Annotated in this window: 12 protein-coding genes and 1 pseudogene; 6 read left to right on the plus strand and 7 right to left on the minus strand. The window is 73.7% G+C overall.

Annotated elements, in window-relative coordinates:
• The first annotated feature begins 106 nt into the window (after positions 1–106).
• The 4 genes and pseudogenes from BLV72_RS41200 to BLV72_RS41215 all read left to right on the plus strand — a co-directional run bounded on the left by BLV72_RS41200 (position 107) and on the right by BLV72_RS41215 (position 9,168).
• A complete protein-coding gene (locus BLV72_RS41200; RefSeq protein WP_093470835.1) occupies positions 107–1,090 on the plus strand; it encodes a DUF2891 domain-containing protein in 984 nt (327 codons plus the stop codon).
• 129 nt (positions 1,091–1,219) lie between these two features.
• Positions 1,220–2,752 (plus strand): hypothetical protein, encoded by a 1,533-nt coding sequence (locus BLV72_RS41205; protein ID WP_093468884.1) that lies wholly within the window; start codon positions 1,220–1,222, stop codon positions 2,750–2,752.
• Positions 2,753–2,810: 58 nt separating this feature from the next.
• Positions 2,811–3,679: pseudogene (locus BLV72_RS41210) on the plus strand (hypothetical protein).
• A 62-nt stretch (positions 3,680–3,741) separates the two neighbouring features.
• Complete coding sequence (locus BLV72_RS41215) at positions 3,742–9,168, plus strand: hypothetical protein (RefSeq protein WP_093468885.1); 5,427 nt, start codon at positions 3,742–3,744, stop codon at positions 9,166–9,168.
• Between the two features lie 10 nt (positions 9,169–9,178).
• On the opposite strand, the gene BLV72_RS41220 is transcribed toward BLV72_RS41215, so the two are convergent.
• The 6 genes from BLV72_RS41220 to BLV72_RS41245 all read right to left on the minus strand — a co-directional run bounded on the left by BLV72_RS41220 (position 9,179) and on the right by BLV72_RS41245 (position 17,732).
• On the minus strand, positions 9,179–9,850 hold the full coding sequence (locus tag BLV72_RS41220; protein WP_167746505.1) for an Ig-like domain-containing protein: 672 nt from the start codon (positions 9,848–9,850) through the stop codon (positions 9,179–9,181).
• A 363-nt stretch (positions 9,851–10,213) separates the two neighbouring features.
• A complete protein-coding gene (locus BLV72_RS41225) occupies positions 10,214–11,680 on the minus strand; it encodes an aldehyde dehydrogenase family protein (protein WP_093468888.1) in 1,467 nt (488 codons plus the stop codon).
• On the minus strand, positions 11,622–12,833 hold the full coding sequence (locus tag BLV72_RS41230; protein ID WP_107417523.1) for an aromatic ring-hydroxylating oxygenase subunit alpha: 1,212 nt from the start codon (positions 12,831–12,833) through the stop codon (positions 11,622–11,624). The genes BLV72_RS41225 and BLV72_RS41230 overlap by 59 nt, the downstream gene beginning before the upstream one ends.
• A gap of 220 nt (positions 12,834–13,053) precedes the next feature.
• The gene (locus BLV72_RS41235) at positions 13,054–15,528 is read right to left on the minus strand and encodes a GcvT family protein (RefSeq protein WP_093468890.1); all 2,475 of its coding nucleotides are present in this window, start codon (positions 15,526–15,528) and stop codon (positions 13,054–13,056) included.
• Complete coding sequence (locus tag BLV72_RS41240; RefSeq protein ID WP_093468891.1) at positions 15,525–16,610, minus strand: S-(hydroxymethyl)mycothiol dehydrogenase; 1,086 nt, start codon at positions 16,608–16,610, stop codon at positions 15,525–15,527. Before BLV72_RS41240 ends, BLV72_RS41235 begins: the two co-directional genes overlap by 4 nt.
• Positions 16,611–16,934: 324 nt before the next feature.
• Positions 16,935–17,732 (minus strand): IclR family transcriptional regulator, encoded by a 798-nt coding sequence (locus BLV72_RS41245; protein ID WP_059145443.1) that lies wholly within the window; start codon positions 17,730–17,732, stop codon positions 16,935–16,937.
• Between the two features lie 151 nt (positions 17,733–17,883).
• Between BLV72_RS41245 and BLV72_RS41250 the strand changes: the two genes are divergently transcribed.
• Positions 17,884–18,246 carry a bifunctional 3-phenylpropionate/cinnamic acid dioxygenase ferredoxin subunit gene (locus BLV72_RS41250; RefSeq protein WP_093468893.1) on the plus strand — a complete coding sequence of 121 codons (363 nt, stop codon included), beginning with the start codon at positions 17,884–17,886 and terminating at the stop codon, positions 18,244–18,246.
• Positions 18,243–19,445: an NAD(P)/FAD-dependent oxidoreductase gene (locus BLV72_RS41255; RefSeq protein WP_093468894.1), complete on the plus strand. Its 1,203-nt coding sequence runs from the start codon at positions 18,243–18,245 to the stop codon at positions 19,443–19,445. Before BLV72_RS41250 ends, BLV72_RS41255 begins: the two co-directional genes overlap by 4 nt.
• Here BLV72_RS41255 and BLV72_RS41260 read toward each other — a convergent pair.
• Positions 19,393–19,812: a hypothetical protein gene (locus BLV72_RS41260; RefSeq protein ID WP_093468896.1), complete on the minus strand. Its 420-nt coding sequence runs from the start codon at positions 19,810–19,812 to the stop codon at positions 19,393–19,395. The two genes, BLV72_RS41255 and BLV72_RS41260, sit on opposite strands and share 53 nt — an antisense overlap.
• Positions 19,813–20,049 lie beyond the last annotated feature (237 nt).

The following is a 20,049-nucleotide window of genomic DNA, read 5'->3' on the forward strand; positions in this document are numbered from 1 at the left end:
GCCGCACGAGCCGCACGAGCCCAACGACTCCGACGAGCCCCACGAATCCGACGGGCCGGACGAGACGGCGAGCGAACTCGGCCGGTACGCGGCCCGGTTCGCCGCCCTGGCCACCGCCAACGTCACCCGGGCCTACCCCAACGCTCCGGCGCATCTGCTGCGCGGACCCGAGGACTTGGTGGAGCCGCGCCACCACCACCCCGCCTTCTACGGCTCCTACGACTGGCACTCCGCGGTCCATATGCACTGGCTGCTGGTCCGGCTGCTGCGCCGCTGCCCCGACCGCATCCGTGCCGAGGAGGTCACCGCCGTACTCGATGGGCACCTTACGGTCGATGCCCTGGCCGCCGAGGCGGACTATCTCCGTGCCCATCCCTCCTTCGAGCGTCCTTACGGATGGGCCTGGCTGCTCGCGCTGACCGCCGAGTGCCGGAGCCTCCCGGGACCCGCGGGCGAGCGCTGGGCGAAGGCCCTGGAACCGGCCGCCGACGCCGTCCGCGCGCTGCTGGGCGAGTGGCTGGCGCGCGCCACCTACCCGGTGCGGCACGGCGTCCACACCAACAGCGCCTTCGCCCTCGGCCTGGTCCTGGACAGCGCGGCCGCCGCCGACGTCAAGACCATCGTCGAACCGGTCACCGAGGCCGTCCTCGGCTGGTTCGCCGACGACCACGACGCCCCCGTCCACTGGGAGCCCTCCGGACAGGACTTCCTCTCGCCCGCGCTCACCGAGGCCGAGGCGATGAGCCGGGTGCTGCCGCAAGAGGAGTTCGCGCGCTGGCTGGAACGCTTCCTGCCCGGCGTCGAATGGGGCGCGCCCGTCACCGTGCTCACCCCGCCCGTCGTCTCCGACCCCGCCGACCCGCAGATCGGTCATCTCCTCGGCCTCATCCTCAGCCGGGCCGCCGCGCTCCGCCGCCTGGCCGCCGCCCTGCCGCACGGCGATCCGCGGGCGGACGTACTGCGGACGGCGGCCCGCGACCATCTGGCCGCCGGGCTCCCGGCCACCGACTCCGGGGACTTCACCGGCGATCACTGGCTGGCCACCTTCGCGGCGCTCGCCCTGGACGGACCACCGGCCGGTGAGCCGTAGACTGACGGATCGGTGAGGTGCGGGGGACGCGCCGGTGTACGCGCGTGCACGCCCGGGGATCGGGAGCGTCATACCGGGATCTCCGTGCCGTTTCGTACGTTGTCGGTGCGACCGCCTACTCTGTGCGACGTGACATCTCCACCCCCGGGGGCCGCCGCGCCCCAGCTCAACACCGCTGAAGGGGCCGCCCGGCCGGCCCCGGGCCCGGCCGCCGACGAGGGCCTGGCCCGGCGGCTGCGCGCGCTCGCCTGCACCGCGCCGCTGCACGACCTCGACGCGCGCAAGGCCAACCTGGCGGGGGAGTACGGGGTGTACGCGATGGCGGAGGTCGCCCTCGCCGCCATCGACCTGGTCACGCTCCACATGGACTTCGACACCGGCGCCGACCACGAGCAGATAGTGGCCAGGCTGCTGCCCCGCGTCGCGGCCCAGGCCCCCGGGCGCCCCGCCGCCGAGCACGACCGGGTCGCCCGCTGGGTGCTGGAGAACCTGATCAACGTCGGCAGTGTGGACCGCGGCTTCCGCGCCGTTTACGGCACCTTCGGGCCCGATGGGGTCTATGTCCGCAGGGACTATGACTTCAAGCTGATCGAAGAGGTGCCCGGCCCCGGCGGCAGCGTCTATCTGCGCACCACCGACGAGGCGGTCAACGTCCTGGTCGGCGCGCTGGACACGGATGTCACCAGCGCCCAGATCGCCGCCGAGGTCAAACTGGAGGTCCTCATCAGCCGGGGCCGGCTCGCCGATGCCCAACTCGCCGCCGAGCAGGCCCGCTACCGCACCGTGCAGTACTCGGAGACGCTGCGCCGCACCCTCGACGCCACCCGGCGCAACGTCCGCGCCGTCGACTGGCTGAGCACCGTCCCCGAGCTGATCAGCGAGGCGCTCGACCACGTCGCCGACCGCTACCGCCATGAGAACGCGATCCTCACCAACATCCGTAAGGCGCGCGACGAGGCGGAGAGCGCCGAGCACAAGCGGCGCGCCGCCGAGCTCGTCGACATCGTCAAGGACTGCATCCGGCGCCACACCCAGCTCCAGTCCCGGCTGCTGGAGGCCGGTCCGCTGTTCCGCGCCGAGCAGGACCGCCAAGCCTTCGCACCCCCCGCCCCGCGCTCCGGATACGACCTGTACGGACAGCTGCTGGCCCCCGTCCTCCCGCTCCCCCTCGACCGCGCGGGCCGGGTCACCGACGCGTTCTTCGCCCGCGGCACCGGCCTGCGCACCCCGACCTCGGTGCGCATGGGCGACCTGGTCGAGATGCTGCTCACCCCGCCCGTGGAGCGTGAGCACCTCGGCGCCGAGATGCCCGAGCCGGACCTCATCGCCACCCCCGACGATAGCCGCTTCAGCGAGGAGCAGCTCGCGGTGGCCATGGAGCTGCTCGAGCTGCCCGCCGACGCCCCCCGCCGGCTGTCCGGGCTGCTCGCCGACGCCCGCCGCCGCGACCCCGAACTGCCCTATCTGATCGCCCTCCTCGCCGTCCACGCCGCCAGCCCCCCGGTCGGCACCGCCTACCGCCAGGGCGAGCAGCGGCTGCTGTTCGCCGTGGACGACGGCACCGAGCTGGACGACCCCGAGTTCGGCGGCGCCGACCTGATAGTAGGTACCGCCCTGCTGGACGCGGTCGGTATGGCGGCCGACCGGGCGGAGGTGGCCTGATGGCCATGACCAGTGAAGACGCCCCGCGCGAGGAGGTTCAGCCGTGACCGAGTACGACATGGACGACATCACGACGCCGGACGCGGCACCCGCCCCGGCGGCGCCCGGGATCACGCCTGCCGACGCGGCCGACGCCGCACGGCTGGTGGCCTTCGGGCTCCAGCCCAAGCTGCTGCCCGCGCGGGACGTCGAATACGCCGAGCTGCTGCGCCGCCACCGCGACGAACCGGCCTTCGCGCGCCTCGCCGACGCCGTCGCCGCCGGGCTCGGGCTCATCGTGCTGGAGGTCTCCACCCGCGCCGGAATGGCCGTCACCGCCGCCGAGGACTCCGTCTTCGCCGTCCGCATGGGCGACTACGCCCGCCGGGCCGCCACCGACTCCGCCGACCGCTTTCTGCACGGCCTCGCCCATCTCGCCGTCGCCGCCCTGGCGTTCCCCCGCCCCGAGGACCTCGCCGACGACGGCTATATCGGCCGGGTCACCGTCAACGGCGTCGACGCCTTCGTCCGCCAGGCGTGCCGTCGGCTGGAGGAGCGCGCCGAGGAGCAGGGGGAGAACACCGACCCCGCCACCGGCGCGCCCGGGCTGGAATCCGCCTGGCGGGTCTACGCCCGGCGCAGCGCGACCGGCGCCACCAAGGACGCGCGCAGGCTCGCCGGTTCCACCACCGGCATCGTCGGCAAGGCCCTGGCCTTCCTGGTCGACTCCGGCTTTCTGCAGCGCACCGGGGACGAGTCCGGCGGCACCTACCGCACCACCGCCCGCTATCAGCTCCAGGTGCGCGACATGGCGGCCACCGCCGCCATGGCCGAGCTGCTGGAGCTCGGTGTCGTCCCCGTCAGCGACGGCAGCGCGACCCTGCTGCCCCCGACGAGGGCGACGACCTCGATCTGGTGGCCGACGCCGGTCTCCCCTTCCATTCCTGAACCCCGCCCCGTCCCCGCCCGCCCGACATCACCACCCCTTCCGACAACGAGAGTCCGCCGCCATGTACGAGCTGTCCCGGATCCGCCTCTACTCCATCGGGCCGGCCGGTGCGCGTTACGCCGACACGGTGCTGGACCTGCGCGGAGTCGGCGAGCCGGTGCCCAGCCCGGCGCCCACCCAGGCGGAGTTCTTCGAGGAGGAGCCGGTCGGCCCGCTGCGCCGCCCCGCCCCCGCCGGTGTGCTCTTCCTGGAGAACGGCGGCGGCAAGTCCGTCCTGCTCAAGCTGATCTTCTCGGTGATGCTGCCCGGCCATCGCAACACCCTGGGCGGCGCCAGCTCCGGCGTGCTGCGCAAGTTCCTGCTCGCCGACGACTGCGGACATGTCGCGCTGGAGTGGCAGCACACCGTCACCGGTGAGACCGTCGTCGTCGGCAAGGTCAGCGAATGGCGCGGCCGTCAGGTCTCCAACGACCCGCGGAAGTTCGCCGAGGCGTGGTACTCCTTCCGGCCCGGCCCCGGAATGAGCCTGGACTCGCTGCCGGTCGCCGAGTCCGCGGCGGTGCGACCCTCCGTCGAGGGCGCCTCCACCGCACGTGGCCGCCGCCGCACCATGAAGGGCTTCCGTGACGCCCTTACGGAGGCCGGCAAGGCGTATCCGCATCTCGACGTGGTCTGGGTGGAGATCCACGAGCGCTGGAACGAACACCTCGGCGAGCTCGGCCTCGACCCCGAACTCTTCCGCTACCAGCGGGAGATGAACGCCGACGAGGGCGAGGCCGCCGGGCTCTTCGCGGTCAAGAACGACTCCGACTTCACCGACCTCCTGCTGCGCGCCGTCACCGACACCCGCGACACCGACGGGCTCGCCGACCTCGTCCATGGCTTCGCCCACAAGCTTGGCCGCCGCGCCGAGCTGACCGCCGAGCGCGACTTCACCGCCGGTTCGCTCGATCTGCTCCAGCGCATCGCGGAGGCCGCCGAGCGACGTGAGCAGGCCCGCGGTGTGCACGCGGGCGCCGAGCGCCGCACCCGTACGCTCGCCCGGCGGCTGTCCGCACGCGGCGCGGAGGAGCGGGCACGCGCCGCCGAGCTCGCCGAGCGGGTCGGCTCCGCGGCCCAGGCCGTCACCGACGCCGAGGAGGCCCGCAGCCGCAGCGACCTCGTCGCCGCCGAACTCGCCTACCGCCACGCCTCCTTGGCGCTCGCCGCCGCCGAGAAGGGCGCCGCCGCGCAGCGCCGCGAGCTCAACGACGCCCGCACCCTGCACTCCGCCTGGCAGGCCGCCGAGACGGTGCTGCGCCACCGCGCCGCCGCCGACCGCTCCGCGCGCGTGGCCGCCGCCATCCGCGAGGCCGAGCGGGACGCGGCCCCCGCGCTCGCCGCCCGCGCCAAGGCCGCCGGCGACCTCGTCCGCGCCCTGCACGCGGCGGCGGCGGACGGAGAGCGGGTCGCGGGCGAGGAGGAGGAGCGCTCCGCCGCCCTCCAGGAGGCCGGCGAGGCCGCCCACCGCGACGCCACCTCCGCCGCCACGGCGGCCCAGCGCGCCCGCAGCGACGCCGAGCATCTACGCCAGCGGCTCGCCGAGGTCGAGCAGGAGACCGCCGAGGCCGTCCGCGCCGGCTGGCTCGACGACTCCGCCCCCGACGCCGACCCGGCCCGCGCCGCCCTCGCCGCGAGCGACGCCGAGAAGACCACGGTCGCCGCCTTCGACGAGGCCCGCGAGACCGCCCGGCGCACCGCCGACCACGCGAAGACGGCCGCCGCCGAGGAGGCCCGCGCCGACCTGGCCGCGGCGCGAGCGGTGGACGCGGCGCGGGCCGCGGAGTCCGCGTACGACGCGGAGCGGCGCGCCGCCGAGGCGCTGGGCGCGGAGCAGCGTCTGATCGAACTGCTGGGCCTGCCACAGCCCTCCGCCGCCGTCCCCGCCCCGCGCGCCGCCGCCCGCCCCTCGGCGGCGGACGCGCGCGCGGCGGGCGGGGTGACGGTGCGCATTCCGGACCCGGGCGCGGTGGGTCGGCGGGGCACCCGCGCCCTGCCGACCGACTCCGGCCGGGCCGGGTGGATCACGGTCCGCGTGGACGAGGAGGACGCGGACGACATCGGCCTCTCCCAACTCCCCGCCGCCTTCCGCGCCTCCACCCGCACGATCCCCCTGGACGGGGAGCCCGCGCCCACCGACCACGCCTACGCCTTCGAGGAGTCACCTACCGACACCGACACCCGCGAACACGATGCCGCCTCCGTTGGCGACCGGTGGGCGGATGCGGAATCGGTGGGTGAGGCCGAGGAGACGTATTCCGCTCCGCGGGGAACGGCCCTTGGCGAGGACGCGGAGGCGGGTCCGGGGGAGGGCCATTGGCGTCGTCCGCTCGCGGCGGAGTCGCGGCCCGCGGGGCGGGTGACGGTGCGGATCGACGAGATCGACGAGATCGACGAGATCGACGACGCCCCGTGTCCGGACGGCCCGCGCGGCGGCGCCCGGGCCGTGGCGGCCGACTCCCGGCCGCCCGGGGAGGTATCGGCTCGGGTCGGGGACGGCGACGACGGTCGGGCCGAAGCGGAGGCTGCTGCCGACCCCGCCGATGTCATCCACGCCGACCCCGGCACCGACGACGCCGACGACCCCGACACCACCGACAGCAACACCGCCCCCACCGACGACTCCGATTGCTGGACCCCCGAGCCCGGTAGCGCCCCCGGCCGGGACCGCGGCCGCCCCGCCCAGCGGCCCCTCGGTGACGGGCCGCTGACCGCCGAGGAGCTGGACCGCAACGCCGAGGCGCTGCGTGAGCTCCTCGAGGAGAGTGTGGCCTCCGCCGAGCGTCAGCTCTTCGAGCTGCGGACCGCCGCCGCCGACGACGCGCGGATCCTGCGCGCGCTCGGTGACGGGGGCCTGCTGCCGCCCAGCCCCGATGTGCTGGCGGCCGTCGAATACCTCGGCGAGCAGGGCATCCCCGCCCTCCCCGGCTGGCGTTACCTCGCCCAGGCCGTGGACCCCGTCGACCACGCCGCCGTGCTCGCGGCCCGCCCCGAGCTGGTGGACGGCGTCGTCATCACCGACCCCGACACCCACGCCCGCGCCCGTGCGGCCCTCGGCCAGGCGTCGCTGCTGCCGCGGTCCGCCGTGGCCGTCGGGACGTCCGCCGCGCTGCTCGCGCCGACGCCCGCCCCCGGCGCCGAGGACAGCGGGGTCTTCCTCGTGCCGCCGAACCCGGCGATGCACGACGAGCGCGCCGCCGACGACGAGCGGCGCGAGCTGCGGGCCCGCGCCACCGAGCGGGACGAGGAGATCAGGGCGCTCGCCGGCCGGCTGGCCGGGGACCGGGCGTTGTCCGCGCGGCTCGCCTCCTGGCGCACCGGCTGCCCGCCCGGGCGGCTCGCGGAGCTCGCGGCGGCGGCGGAGACCGGCCGGGAGGCCGCCGACACCGCGCAGCGCGAGCTGGTGGAGGCGCGTACGGTACGGGCGGAGGCCGACGAGGCCGCCACCGAGGCCGCCCGTGTCCGGGACGAGCGCCAGGAGGCGGCGCAGCGGGCCCGCCGGGTGGCGGACGCGCTGGCCGGTCTGGCGTACCGGCTGCGGGAGCGCGCCACCTGGCAGACCCGGCTGCGCGAACTGGCCGAGGAGGCCGCCGAGTACGAGGAGCGCGCCGCGGGCTGTGTGGACCGGGCCCGCTCCGCCGACGAGGACCGGCGCGCCGCCCAGCGCGCGGCAGACGACGCGCACCGTACCGCCCGCGCCCTGCGCGCCGAGCGCGCGGAGATCGCGGGCGCCCCCGACGACCTCGGCGAGGACGCCGAGCCCCCCACCACCTCGCTGCCCGCGCTCCGCGAGGCGTACCGCGCCGCCTCCCAGGTCTACGAGAAGGTCGGCGTCGGCGCCGATCTGCGTGCCGAACAGGCCCGCGCCGAAAGCGACGAGAGCGCCGCCCTCGCCTCCCTCGACCGGCTCACCAACAAGGTCCGCACCCGCGCCGCCCAGCTCCTGGAGGGCACCGACGGCGCCGACGGACCCTCCCGGCAGGCCGCCGCCGCCCGCGCCGAATCGCTCGTCCAGATGCTGGAGAGCCGCGCGTCGGCGGCGAGCGAGCAGCTCGGGCGGCTGCGCGGCGAGGCCGAGCGGCTCGCCCCCGCCGATGGCGACGCCCACACCGAGCTGCCCCAGGAGACGGTCCCGGCCGACGCCGAGCAGGCGAAGGAGCTGCTGCGCACCGCCAACGGCGAACTGGCCGCCCGTACGGACGCCCTGGAGACCGCCCGCACCGCCCACGCCGACCTGGTGCGCTCCCACCGCTCCGCCGAGGACGCGGCGGGCGGCTTCGACGAGACCGCGGCCCTGCTGCGGGATCTGCTGCGCGAGGGCCCCGGCGCGGAGGACGACGGCGAGCGGCCCGAGCCGTACGCCGGCGATCTCGCCGAGGCCCGTCAGGCCGCCGCCGAGACCCGCCGCTCCCTGCGCGGCTGCGCCGCCGATCTGTCGGGGGCCGAGTCGGCGGTGCGGGAGGCCGGCGATGTGCTGGTGCGGCACGCCAACTCCACCCGCTACGAGCAGGTGCGCACCCCCGCCCGCCAGCAGATCCGCGAGCTCCCCGCGGCCGCGCTGCCCGAGCACGCCGCCGCCTGGGCCGACGCGTTCGCGCCCCGGCTGCGCGTGCTCACCGACGAGCTGGAGCAGCTGGAGCGCAACCGCGACTCCATCGTGGACCGGCTGCGCGGCCTGGTCGAGTCCTGCCTGGCCACCCTGCGCTCGGCGCAGCGGCTCTCCCGGCTCCCGGAGGGGCTCGGCGAGTGGTCGGGGCAGGAGTTCCTGCGGATCCGCTTCGAGGACCCCGACCAGGCCACGCTCGCCGAGCGGCTCGGCGAGGTCATCGACGAGGCGACCCGCTCCGCCGTCCGGAAGAACTCCGACCTGCGGCGGGACGGGATGTCGCTGCTGCTGCGCGGGGTCCATGCCGCGCTCCAGCCGCGTGGGGTGGCCGTCGAGATCCTCAAACCGGACGCGGTGCTGCGGGCCGAGCGGGTGCCGGTGGGACAGATGGGCGATGTGTTCTCCGGCGGCCAGCTGCTGACCGCCGCCATCGCGCTGTACTGCACCATGGCGGCCCTGCGCAGCAACGACCGGGGCCGCGACAAGCACCGCCACGCGGGCACCCTCTTCCTCGACAACCCCATCGGCCGCGCCAACGCCACCTATCTGCTGGAGCTTCAGCGAGCGGTCGCGGACGCGCTCGGGGTCCAGCTCCTCTATACGACGGGGCTGTTCGACACCACGGCGCTGGCCGAGTTCCCGCTGGTGATCCGGTTGCGCAATGACGCGGATCTGCGGGCCGGGCTGAAGTACATCAGCGTCGAGGAGCATCTGCGGCCCGGGCTGCCGGTCCGGGAGCCGGAGGAGGAGCAGCAGGTGCACGGTCAGATCACCGCGACCCGGATGTACCGCCGCCCCGAGGCGGACGCGGATGCGCCCGTCGAGTCGCCGGACCGGCCGTGAGCCCGGCGGGCTACCCCGGACCGGTGTTCACCGTCTGTGTGGTGGTCGCCGAGGAGGTCGCGTAGTTGACGTCGCCGTTGTAGTTGGCGGTGACGGTATGCGTCCCCTTCTGCAGGGGGTTGAACGTCGCGGAGGCGGTGCCGTTCACCAGTGTCACCACCTGAGGGGCGCGCTCGGTGATGGCCAGGGTGACGGTCCCGGCGGGCGTCCCCGACCCGGGGGCGACGGCCGTCACGGTCGCGGTGACCGTCACCTGGTCACCGGTCGTCGACGGGTTCGGCGAGGAGGACACGGCCGTCGTGGTGGCCGCCTTGTTGACGGTCTGCGTGTCGGTGCCGCTGGACGTGGCGAAGTTCTCGGTCCCGTTGTACGTGGCTGTGATGACGAACGGGCTCCCGGTGGTGGTCGTGTAGGAGTGGACGACGGTCGCCACCCCGCCGGACAGCGACGCCGTGGCGGTCGCCGTCCCGTCGCCGAAGTCGAAGGTCACCGTTCCGGTGGGCACTCCGGCACCGGGCGGGGTCGGCGCCACGGTGGCGGTGAAGGTCACCGCCCGGCCGGTCACCGAGGGGTCCGGAGAGGAGGTCCCGGTGGGGGCGCCCGCGCCGGGCGGAACGGCCGTGACCGTGGCGGTGAAGGTCACCGGATCGCCCACCGTCGAGGGGTCGGGCGCGGTGGTCACGGCCGTCGCGGTGGAGGCCGGCTGGACGGTCTGCGACGGTCGGGCATGCATCGCGCCGGGAGCGGGATCGGTGCGCTGAGCGTCGGGACGAGCCTGCGGGACTCCGGGTCGACGACGGCGATGCAGTTCTCACCGGGATCGGTGACGAGGATGAGTCCATGCGGGCGAAAGGGCATGACGGCTCCGATCTGGCAAGGCGTCTTCCACACCACCGGAAAGGATGGGCGGCCCACCGGAATCGGACGGATTCAGTAACCCATTCCGGTGGGGTGCGGGCAATGTCCTTGACCGGAGCTCACCCGAATGGCGCAGCGCCGCCCTCGCCGCCTCGCCGCGCGGCCCCGGGCCCGGGCGATTCACCGGTCAGGCGAACCAGCCCTGCGGCCGCGGCCGCGTATTGCGCCAGATGTGCTTGGCCTCCCGGTACTCCGCGAGCCCGCAGGGCCCCAGCTCCCGTCCGCTCCCCGACTGTTTGAACCCGCCCCACTCCGCCTGCGGCAGATAGGGGTGGTAGTCGTTGATCCATACGGTGCCCAGCCGCAGCAGGGAGGCCACCCGCTGCGCCCGCCCCTCGTCGCCGGACCATACGGCCCCGGCGAGCCCGTACACGGTGTCGTTGGCCAGCCGCACCGCCTCGTCCTCACCGGCGAAACGTTCCACCGTGAGCACCGGCCCGAAGGACTCGTCGGCCAGCACCGACATACCGCTGTGGCAGCGGTCGAGGACGGTCGGCAGAAAGTAGTAGCCGTCGGCCAGGGCCGGATCGTCCGGCCGGGCGCCGCCGCAGCGCAGCCGGGCGCCCTCCGCGAGCCCCGTCGCCACATACGCCTCGACCTTGGCCCGGTGCGCGGCCGAGATCAGCGGGCCGGTCTGGGCCCGCTCGTCGAACGGCCCGCCCAGCCGGATCCCGCGGGCGCGGCGCACGACCTCCTCGACGAAGGCGTCGTGCACGGGGTCCTCCACCAGCAGCCGGGCCCCGGCCGAGCAGACCTGTCCGGAGTGGAGGAAGACCGCGGTGAGCGCGTAGTCCACGGCGGTTTCGAAGTCCGCGTCGGCGAAGACGATATTGGGGTTCTTGCCGCCCAGCTCCAGCGAGGTCCGCTTGACGGTGCCCGAGGCGGCAGCCATGATCCGGCGCCCGGTGCGCAGGCCCCCGGTGAAGGACACCATGTCCACATCGGGGTTGTCGGTGAGCGGGGCCCCGGCCTCGGCGCCCGGGCCGAGCACCAGATTGGCCACCCCGTCCGGCAGCCCGGCCTCCGCCAGCAGCCGCATCAGGGCGATGGCCGTACTGGGGGTCAGCTCACTGGGCTTCAGCACGAAGGTGTTGCCCGCGGCGAGCGCGGGCGCGACCTTCCACGAGGTCTGCAGCAGCGGATAGTTCCACGGGGTGATCAGCGCGCAGACCCCGACCGGTTCATAGACCACCCGGCTGACGGTGTGCTCGGTGCCGGTGTCCACGACCCGGTCCGTCTCGGTGCGCACCAGCTGCCCGTAGTAGCGGAAGCACGCCACCACACCGTCGATGTCCAGCTCGCTCTCGGCCAGTCGCTTCCCGGTGTCCAGCGATTCGGCGCGGGCGAGCCCGGCCTTGTCGCGCTCCACCAGATCGGCGACGCGCAGCAGCAGATCGCCGCGCGCCCCGACCGGGGTTCGGGGCCAGGGCCCCTGGTCGAACGCCTGCCGGGCGGCGGCCACCGCCTCGGCCGCGTCCTTGCCGCCGCCCTCGTCGACGACCGCCACCAGCGATCCGTCGGCCGGGCAGCGGATCTCACGGGTGCGTTCGTCGATCGCTTCGGTCCACTGGCCACCGATGAAGAGGTCCGTCACGGGCATTCCTCCGCGTCGGGGTCGGGACATGGTCGGTCACCCATCGGTGAAAGGCGCCGATGTGGTGTTCGCTGGGGACCAGCACCCCGCCGTCGCGGTAGGCGCGGGAGTCCATGGCGGGCTGGGTGCGCTCACAGGCGTCGAAGTCCTGGGCGTTGACCCGGTGGAACAGCTCCACCGACTTCGACAGATCCCGATCGGACGCCACCACTTCGGGTGCGTAGAGCCAGTCGCATTCGACCAGTGTGCGATCGGGGGCGAGCGGAAACATCCGGTGCATGATCACGTGGTCGGGGACCAGGTTCAGGAAGACCTGCGGCCGTACCGTGATCGCGTAGTAGCGGCGGTCCTGTTCCTCGGTGATCCCGGCGATGCGGCCGAACCCTTCGCTGCCGTCCACCGTGAACCCCTGGGCCTCCTCGGCGAATTCGGCGCCGTGCCCGACGAAGTACTGCGCCGCGAGGCCGTCGGCGAACTCCGGTAGCACATCGGTGAGTTCGGGATGGATCGTCGCGCAGTGGTAGCACTCCATGAAGTTCTCGACGATCAGCTTCCAGTTGGCCCGGACGTCATAGGAGATCCGGCGGCCCAGCGCCAGCCCCGCCACGTCGTAGCGCTCCACGGATGCCGCGTCGCCGAGCCGGTCGGCCACCGCCCCGATGACCGTCTCCTCGAACGAGGGTGGCTCCTCGGCCAGGCAGACCCAGACATAGCCGAGCCATTCGCGAAGCCGCACCGGCACCAGTCCGCGCTCGACCCGGTCGATATCGGGCATCTTCGATAGGTTGGGGGCGGCGGTGAGCCTGCCGTCCAGATCGTAGGTCCAGGCGTGGTACGGGCACTGCAGCGAGCGCCGCACCGTCCCGGACTCCTCGGTGCACAGCCGGGCGCCGCGGTGGCGGCAGATGTTGAGGAACGCCCGCGGCTCACCCTGCCGGTTGCGGGTGATCAGCACGTTCTCCCGGCCGATCTGCACGGTGCGGAACGCACCCGGCCGGTCCAGGTCGGCCCCGCGCACCGCGCAGAACCACATGGCCTCGAACAGGTGCTCCTGCTCCCGCCGGAAGATCCCGGGAGCGGTGTACCAGTGGCCGGGGAGAGTGGCGAGCAGACTGGGGGGCGTGGCGGCGGGGGACTCGGGAGCCACAGTCATGGGGTTCTCCTCAGGCGGGTGCGGCGATCAGCCGGCGGGGGTCGAAGAGTTCGAGGGGGTGGGCGGGGGCAGGGCCCATGCCGCCGGGGCCCGGGACGATCACAGCGAGGGTGGGGACCATCAGGGGTCCTCCAAGCGGTTCGATTCCCGCGCTCGCGGACGCTCTCGGCACGCGCTCTCGGCACGCGCTCTCGGCACGCGCTCTCGGCACGCGCTCGCGTCAGCGGCGGATCCGCTCCATGCGCGGGTCGAAGAGGGGCTCGGCGGCGACGGTCGCGGGGACCTTCTCGCCGAAGTACTCGATATGGACCGGGGCGCCGGGCACCGCGGCCGCGGCGGGCAGCCAGGCGTAGGCGACGGTCCGGCCGATGGTGTAGCCGTAGGACGCGCTGGTCACATAGCCGGCCGGGACGCCATCGGCGTACACCGGCTCCTTGCCCATGACGACCGCGGCCGGGTCGTCCAGGGTGAGACAGGTCAGCCTGCGCGCCGCCGTCTCCGCGCCGCGGCCCTCGAGCGCCGCACGCCCGACGAAATCGCCCTTGTCCATCCGGACGGCGAAGCCGACCCCGGCCTCGTAGGGATCGTGCTCGGTGGTCATGTCATGGCCCCAGGCGCGATAGCCCTTCTCCAGCCGCAGGCTGTTGAAGGCCGAGCGCCCGGCGGCGATCACCCCGTGGCGCTGTCCCGCCTCCCACAGGGTGTCCCACAGCCGCAGCCCCATATCGGCGGTGGTGTACAGCTCCCAGCCGAGCTCGCCGACGTACGACAGCCGCATCGCGGTCACCGGGACATGGCCGATATACGTCTGCCGGGCCTTGAAGTAGCCGAACGCCTCATGCGAGAAGTCGTCCCGGGTCAGCGGCTGGACCAGATCCCGGGCGAGCGGGCCCCACACGCCGATGCAGCAGGTGCCCGGGGTGATGTCGGCGATATGGACTCCCCCCGTCTTCGACCGGGAGGTGCCCCCTTCGGCTGCGTGGCGCAGCAGCCAGTCCAGGTCCAGTCCGCCGTTGGCGCCGACCTGGAAGTGGCGCTCCGACAGCCGGGCGACGGTGAGGTCGCTGCGGATGCCCCCGGCCTCGTCCAGCAGCAGGGTGTAGGTGACCGCACCGGGCTTCTTCGCCAGCTGATTGGTGGTCATGCGCTGCAGGAAGTCCAGCGCCCCGGGGCCGGTGACCGTCAGCCGCTTGAGCGGGGTCATGTCGTACAGCGCGACCCGCTCCCGGGTGACCCTGGCCTCGGCGGCGGCGATGGGCGACCAGTAGCGGGCCGACCAGGCGTCGCGCGGGGGCAGGTCGATCGACTCGGCGAGCGGGGCGTTCGCCTCGTACCAGTGCGGCCGCTCCCAGCCCGCGGCCTCCAGGAAGTACCCGCCCAGCTCCCGCTGCCGGAGGTGGAAGGGGCTGACCCGCAGCGGACGCGGCTGCTCCATCGGCTGCAGCGGATGGATGACGTCATAGACCTCGACGAAGTTCTGGGCCCCGCGCTCGGCGACGTAGGCGGGGGAGCGTTGCGCGTCCTCGAAGCGGTACAGATCGCATTCATGGACGTCCATGCCCGGCCGCCCGTCCGTCATCCACTCGGCCACGGCCCGGGCGACACCCGCGGAGTGGGTCACCCACACCGCCTCGGCCAGCCAGAAGCCGCGCACCTCGCGGGACTCGCCGATGACCGGCATACCGTCGGGGGTGAAGGAGAAGACGCCGTTGAAGCCCTCCTCGACCCGGCTCGCGCCGAGCGCGGGGAGCAGTTCGACGCTGTCGTCCCAGCTGGGGGCGAAGTCCTCGGCGGTGAACGGCAGCGAGGACGGCATCACCGGGGCCTCGTCGTACGCGGGCAGCCGCGCCGGGTCGACGGGGAGGGGGCGGTGGGCGTAGCTGCCGATGCCGATGCGGTCGGTGTGCTCGCGGAAGTAGAGGTCGCGGTCCTGGAAGCGCAGGATCGGCCGGCTCGCCTCCGTACGGGGGTCGTTGAGCCCCGCGAGCTCGGGCAGCGGCCCGGTCCTGGCGTACTGGTGGGCCAGCGGCTGCAGGGGGACGGGGACCCCCGCCATCGCGCCGATCAGCGGGCCCCAGAACCCGGCGGCGGAGACCACGATGTCGGCGGGGAAGGTGCCCCGGTCGGTGACGACGGCGGTGACGCGGCCGTCCTCCCGCTCGATGGCGGTGACGGTGTGCCGCTCCAGGAAGCGGGCGCCGTGCGCGGTGGCCCGCTCCATCTGGGCGCGGGAGGCGAGCAGCGCCCGGGCCAGCCCGTCGTCCGGGGTGTGGAAACCGCCCAGGATCCGGTCCGGGTCCAGCAGCGGCCACAGCTCGGCGCACTGGGCCGGGCCGAGCAACTCGCCCCGCACGCCCCAGGAGGCCGCCAGCCCGGCCTTGCGGTGCAGATCGGCCCAGCGCTCCTCGCTGGTGGCGATCTCCAGGCCGCCCACCGGGTTGAAGCAGGGCAGCCCGTCGACCTCCAGGGAGGAGAACTTCTCGACGGTGTAGGTGGCGAAGTCGGTCAGGGTCTTGGAGGGGCTGGTCCGGAAGACCAGTCCGGGGGCGTGCGAGGTCGAGCCGCCGGGGGCGAGCAGCGGGCCCTGCTCCAGGACGGTGATGTCCCGCCAGCCGCGGGCGGTCAGCTCATCGGCGAGTGAGCAGCCGACGATCCCGGCACCGACGATGACGACACGCTTGTTCCGGGCGTTCACAGGACCACCACCGACCGCAGCACCTCGCCGCGCTGCATCTTGGCGAACGCGGTCTCGACCTCGTCCAGCGTGATCGTCTCGCTGACGAACGCGTCCAGATCCAGCTTGCGGCTGAGGTGGAGGTCGACCAGGACCGGGAAGTCGCGGCTGGGCAGGCAGTCGCCGTACCAGGACGACTTGAGCGCACCGCCCCGCGAGAACAGATCGATCAGCGGCAGATCGATGCGCATCTCCGGATCCGGCACCCCGACCTGCACCAGCACCCCGGCCAGGTCGCGCATGTAGAAGCCCTGGGTGTAGGTCTCGGGGCGGCCCACCGCGTCGATGACCACATTCGCGCCGAAGCCCCCGGTCAGCTCGCGCACGGCCTCGATCGGGTCCGTACCACGGGAGTTGACGGTGTCGGTGGCGCCGAAGCGGGTCGCCGCGTCCAGCTTGGCGTCGTCGATGTCCACCGCGATCACCCGGCGCGCCCCGGACAGCGAGGCCCCGGCGATCGCGGCGTTGCCGACGCCGCCGCAGCCGATGACCGCGACCGTGTCGCCGTTGGAGACCCCGCCGGTGTGCACGGCCGCGCCGTAGCCGGCCATCACCCCACAGCCGATCAGCCCCGCCGCCTCGGGGCGTGCCGAGGGGTCGATCTTCACCGCCTGCCCCGCCGCGACCAGCGTCTTCTCGGCGAACGCGCCGATACCCAGCGCCGGGTTGAGCGGGGTGCCGTCGGTCAGGGTCATAGGCTGGGCGGCATTGCGGCTGTCGAAGCAGTACCACGGGCGGCCCCGGCGGCAGGAGCGGCAGCCGCCGCACGGCGCCCGCCAGGCCAGGACCACATAGTCACCGGGTGCGAGTCCGGTGACGCCGGGGCCCACGGCCTCGACCATTCCGGCCGCCTCGTGCCCGAGCAGATACGGAAATTCGTCACCGATCGCGCCGTCCCGGTAGTGCAGGTCGGTGTGGCACACCCCGCACGCCTGGACTCCCACCAGCACCTCACCGGCGCCGGGTTCGGGCACGAGAACGGGGAGCACCTCCACGGGGGCGCCCTTTTTGACCGCGACGACGGCGCGGGCTTCTTGCGGCATGGCTCACTCCTCTGTTCTCCTGCGATCGCAGGGACCGGTGCACGGGAGCTGGCATGACTGCCTCGATGGAGGGTGAGGCCGAGGCCGTTCCAACGGCCGCCGGTTACCATCCAGTTGCGTATAGCGCGGCATGTTGCGCGATGAGAGACATCCTGAAAGTCGCCGCCCCGTGCGGTCAAGGGGTTCGCGAAAACCGCCTGTAAACCGGCGCTGACTGGGGGTTTCGCGTCGGTCACACGCTCCTCGGCGCCCCTGGCCACGGACGCGACGAGGGGGCCGGAGTTCTCCGGCCCCCTCGTCGGGTGGGTGGGGTGATGTGGCGGCTCAGCCGGGGAAGCCCATCCGCCGGGACAGCTCCTCGGCGGTCTTCACGGCGTACTCGGCCAGATCGGGCAGCCGGCTCTGCGCCATCCGGTACGCCGGGCCCGAGACGCCGATCGCCCCGATGAGCGCGCCGTCGTGGCCGCGCACCGGCGCCGCCACCGCGTTCAGCCCGATCTCCAACTCCTCGCAGGAGTAGGCGTAGCCGCGCTCGGCCGCCGTCTCCAGCTGCTGCCGCAGCTCGGCGGAGGTGGTGATGGTGTGCTCGGTGAACCGCGGCAGCTTCCGCGTCACCAGCCGCTCCCGGCGTTCGCCCGACAGATGTGCGAGCAGCACCTTGCCGCTCGCGGTGGCGTGCAGCGCGGTGCGCCGCCCCAGCCAGTTGAAGGCGGTCACCGCCGCGGCGCCGCGCGCCTGCATGATGTTGACCGCCGCGTCCCCGTCCAGAACGGCGATATTGGCCGTCTCGCCGGTCTCGTCGGCCAGCGCCCGGCACACCGGGGCGCCCTCCTGCGAGATGTCCAGGCGGATGGCGGCGGCGCCGGCGAGTCTGAGCACTCCGGCGCCCAGGTAGTACTTCCCCCGGTCGCGTTCCTGCCCGACGAGTCCGCGGTTCTCCAGAACGCCGAGCAGCCGGAAGGCGGTCGACTTGTGGACCCCCAGCTCGTCGGCGATCTCGGTCACTCCGGCCTCGCCGAGCCTGGCAAGGATCTCCAGGACGCTCACCGCCCTGTCCACCGACTGCACTGCCCCGGCGGCCCCCCGCTTCTCCTCGGCCCGATCCTCGGTCGTGTTCGTCATGGGTCTGATCTCACCATCCGGTGGCTCTGCGTGGGGCCCCTCGGTCCGGGGAACTCTTGACGGCTGCCTTCCCGATCTGGATTCTGTTGCGCATCGCGCTTTTCAGTGCACTATCCACAACGCATGATACCGATCAACGTGAGGGGGGCCAATGATTCCCGTCTGCCGTATCGAGGACTTGCCGGAGGGTGAGTCGCTGCGTGTCGAGTCCGGCGACGCCACCGCGGCGATCGCGGTGTTCCACACCGACGGAGCGTTCTACGCCATCGATGACACCTGCAGCCACCAGGACGCCTCCCTCTCCGAAGGGTGGCTGGAGGGCTGCTACGTCGAATGCCCGCTGCACGCCGCGCTGTTCGATCTGCGGTCCGGCGAGCCGACCTGTCTGCCCGCCCGCAAGCCCGTACGGACCCACGCTGTCACGGTCGTGGACGGAATGCTGTATGTCCACCCCGCGGTGCGCACCGTTCCCGGTGAGCCCGTGCACGCGGCACCGGAAGAAGCCGTGGCATGACGACGCTCACCACGGTCACGGTGGTCGGGGCCTCGCTCGCGGGACTGCACGCGGCGCGCGGCCTGCGCTCCCTGGGATACGACGGGCGGCTGGTCGTCGTCGGGGAGGAGCGCCACCGCCCCTACGACCGCCCGCCGCTGTCCAAGGAGTTCCTGACCGGCGACGGCGACCCGGGCGAGGGACCGGGCCGCCTCGCCCTGACCGACCCCGAGGAGGAGGCCGAGCTCGACGCCGAATGGCTGCTCGGCGTCCGGGCCGAGGCGCTGGACACCGCCGCCGGGGAGATCCGTCTCACCGGCGGCCGCGCCCTGCGCACCGACGGCGTCGTCATCGCCACCGGGGCCACCCCCAGAACGCTGCGGCTTCCGCGGCTGGACGGGGTGCACACCCTGCGCACCCTCGACGACGCGACCCGGCTCCGCGCCGCGCTGCGCGCGGGCACCGCCCGGGTGGTGGTGATCGGCGCGGGCTTCATCGGCGCCGAAGTGGCCTCCTCCTGTGCCGCCCTCGGGCTCGATGTCACCGTTGTGGAGGCCGCGCCGCTGCCGCTGGTGCCCCAACTGGGCGAGGAGATGGCCCGGGTGTGCGCCGGGCTGCACGCGCGGGGCGGGGCCGCCCTGCTGTGCGGCACCGGCGTCGAGGGCTTGCGCGGCAGCGGCCGGGTCACCGGCGTGGAGCTCACTGACGGGCGGGTGCTGCCCGCCGATGTGGTGGTCGTCGGCGTCGGGGTGCGTCCGGTCACCGGGTGGCTGGAAGGCTCCGGTCTGGCCCTGGAGGACGGGGTGCGGTGCGATGAGGGCTGTGTCACCGCGCTGCCCAATGTCGTGGCCGTCGGGGACGTGGCCCGGCTGGCCCAGCCGGGCACCGCGCGCACCGTCCGGGCCGAGCACTGGACCAGCGGCATGCTGCAGGGCGCCGTCGCCGCCCGCAATCTGCTCGCCGGGTCCACCGTCGAACCCTTCGAGGCGCTGCCCTACTTCTGGTCCGACCAGTACGGCGCCCGTATCCAGTACGCCGGGCGGCGCGCACCCGGCGACACCGTCCGGATCGTCGACGGCGACCCGGCCGACGGCGGCGGCTTCCTCGCCGTCTACGAACGTGGCGGGATCTCCACCGCCGCCCTCGGCGTCGACCGGCCCAGGCCCTTTATGCGGCTGCGCCGCGAGCTGGCCCGTGCTCCGCAGCCGGCCGGGAGGTGACCGGCTCCGCCTCACCGGCCCGGCGGCGCTGCCGGCGCAACTCCCGGGCCGTGCTGCTGGGCCGGGACACCACTCCGTACCGCTGGCGCCAGACCTGCCGGGTCACCCACACGTCCAGCACGCCCCAGGTCGCCACCACCGTGCTCGCCACCGTGGCGAGCACGGTGGGGAAGGCGGACCATGAGCCGGCCAGGGTGCACAGAAGGGCGACCATCGTCTGAACCAGCGTCACGGCGATGATGATGACCGCCCGCACCGCCGCGGCGCGGACCGGATCGGGCAGCCGCCGCCTGCGCGCCGGCTCCTCGGTCCACAACGGCCGGGCCCCGTGTGCCGGGATGTCGCGATCCTTGTCCATCGCGTCCATGACGCTCCCACCCCTTTCCAAGGCTGCCCCGGTGCGGCCGAGTCAGATAGCGGGACTTGGGTTGTATGCCCCCCTAGTGTGCCCCTTTGGATCACGAATGGCACCGACCCGAGGTTCCCCTGGGGAGGGGAAAACCAGCCAACCGCGGCCGAATGGCCGCATGCGGTGCCCGGGAGAAGAGCGCCGAGCGCGGGGGGTAAGTCGGGGAATCACCCGACAACTCCTGATCACGCAGTG

It is taken from the genome of Streptomyces melanosporofaciens, from assembly GCF_900105695.1.
Classification (GTDB): domain Bacteria; phylum Actinomycetota; class Actinomycetes; order Streptomycetales; family Streptomycetaceae; genus Streptomyces; species Streptomyces antimycoticus.

What these genes read in the sequence shown, in the direction of transcription:
- BLV72_RS41230 (WP_107417523.1), bottom strand. Translation starts at nt 12,833, where the DNA reads ATGACTGTGGCTCCCGAGTCCCCCGCCGCCACGCCCCCCAGTCTGCTC.
- BLV72_RS41260 (WP_093468896.1), bottom strand. Translation starts at nt 19,812, where the DNA reads ATGGACGCGATGGACAAGGATCGCGACATCCCGGCACACGGGGCCCGG.
- BLV72_RS41215 (WP_093468885.1), top strand. Translation starts at nt 3,742, where the DNA reads ATGTACGAGCTGTCCCGGATCCGCCTCTACTCCATCGGGCCGGCCGGT.
- BLV72_RS41250 (WP_093468893.1), top strand. Translation starts at nt 17,884, where the DNA reads ATGATTCCCGTCTGCCGTATCGAGGACTTGCCGGAGGGTGAGTCGCTG.
- BLV72_RS41255 (WP_093468894.1), top strand. Translation starts at nt 18,243, where the DNA reads ATGACGACGCTCACCACGGTCACGGTGGTCGGGGCCTCGCTCGCGGGA.
- BLV72_RS41245 (WP_059145443.1), bottom strand. Translation starts at nt 17,732, where the DNA reads ATGACGAACACGACCGAGGATCGGGCCGAGGAGAAGCGGGGGGCCGCC.
- BLV72_RS41240 (WP_093468891.1), bottom strand. Translation starts at nt 16,610, where the DNA reads ATGCCGCAAGAAGCCCGCGCCGTCGTCGCGGTCAAAAAGGGCGCCCCC.